We start from the raw sequence: 1546 nt of genomic DNA, 5'->3' as shown, positions 1-1546 counted from the left end.
CTTTCAATTACCCACATCGTCGGCTTGATCCAATGGAGATGCCGAAGGCGATGTCGTGCAAGCGGGTCATGCCGCGCCAGACGACCATGTTGCCAGGAGGCGGGTCATGTTTGCGGGCGAGATAGCCGCCAAGCATGGCGATTTGCAGCAGGTAGGCGGCGAGCGTGGGCCGTTGGACGCGTGGTCGCGTTCGGGACGCGTCGATCTGGTCGAGCGCAGTGATCTCGGCGAAGGTGAGAACGCTGTCGGGCGCGGCGTCTGGCTTGGCACGCGCCGACATAGTGACGAAGAATATGCGCCAACTGACCACCGCGATGAGGGCGAGGAACTTGGCCAGCCTCTCGGCGGTCTCGAGCCTCGCCTCCTCCGCACGGCAGCCGGACTTCATGACCTTGTGGAACACCTCTGCCTTCCAGCGCAGGGCGTACCAGCCGAGCTTTTCGGCCGCCGCGGAGAGATCTTCGACCGGCAAGTTGGTCACCAGCTTCCAGTCGATCGGCTCGCGACCGGGCGGCGGATCTTCTTCGAGGGCGTGGATGTAAGTCAGAACCTGCGGACTGTAGCGCTTTTGCTTGCCCACGGGCGGCAAGGTGTTGATGGCGGCGAACTTCACCTGCAGCCGGGTCGTCTCGTTCTGATCGACCGTAATGCGATGACGTCCCGCCCAAGGCGCCGCCGCAAGTTGGGCAAAGATGCGATGAGCAGGATCGTGTGGGGCAGCATCGGCAGGCCGCTCGGCCAGCCTGTTCGTCTGCACCCGCACGAGGAAGCTCGTACCAAGGTCCTGCGCCGTGCAATAGAGCTCGTAGATGTCGCTCTCCCGGTCACCCACATGCACGCAGCGCTCGGGCGCGCCAACGAGCGCGATGGATTGGCGCAGGTTCTCCAGCCAGCGGTAGCTCTCCTTCATCTCGATCGGCACGCGCGTGGGATTGATGTGCCGCTTGAGCGCGAGCGTTCCCTTGAATTTCGTTCGTGTCCAGAATTTCACCGCCGTCAGACCGAGGGGTGTGCCGGTGAGGGTGACGGCCAGGCTCGAATGCATCAGCATCCCGCATAAGGTCAGCACGTTCGGCTGCCCAGCCTTGTAGCGCCCGGCGTTGATGGTCTTGATGAAGCCGATTTTGCCCGGCTGCGCGCGGCTGTAGATAAATTCGGTCGTGTCCTGCAGGATAAGGATCGGACCTTCGTTCGCCGCAACGCGCGCCGCGGTCGCGGCGAAATGGCCGGCCAGAACGCCATGTTCGGTCACACGCGGGTTGTCAAAGAAGCGGTAGGCCGCCTTCGCCGCCGCCCAGTCGCCGCAGGCCGCCGGGATTGGCTTGCCCGGCGCAGCTGACATCTGATCCAGCAACCGTCGCAACCGACGGGCCAAACGCTTGTCGGGAAGGGCCGCCGTAGAAAGCTCTTCCTCCTGCCAAGCGGCTTCGCCGCTGCTGGTCTTGTCTCGCATCCGTGACGCCTCCGTGATTCGGCGTCACAGACAGAATCACGGCAGATTCATACGCGGCAATAGGCCCCGCCGACGATGTGGGTAATTGAAAGC

Annotated in this window: 1 protein-coding gene; it reads right to left on the bottom strand. The window is 63.5% G+C overall.

Features of this window, described 5'->3' with window-relative positions; translation table 11 throughout:
* Positions 1 to 7 precede the first annotated feature (7 nt).
* Positions 8 to 1453 carry an IS4 family transposase gene (locus tag NKJ94_RS37315; protein ID WP_352532765.1) on the bottom strand — a complete coding sequence of 482 codons (1446 nt, stop codon included), beginning with the start codon at positions 1451 to 1453 and terminating at the stop codon, positions 8 to 10.
* Positions 1454 to 1546 lie beyond the last annotated feature (93 nt).

Origin of the sequence: Mesorhizobium sp. M0060, assembly GCF_040323155.1 — a bacterium.
In the GTDB taxonomy this organism is placed as follows: Bacteria; Pseudomonadota; Alphaproteobacteria; order Rhizobiales; family Rhizobiaceae; genus Mesorhizobium.
This window is presented reverse-complemented; position numbering and strand designations above follow the sequence as displayed.

What these genes read in the sequence shown, in the direction of transcription:
- NKJ94_RS37315 (WP_352532765.1), bottom strand. Translation starts at nt 1,453, where the DNA reads ATGCGAGACAAGACCAGCAGCGGCGAAGCCGCTTGGCAGGAGGAAGAG.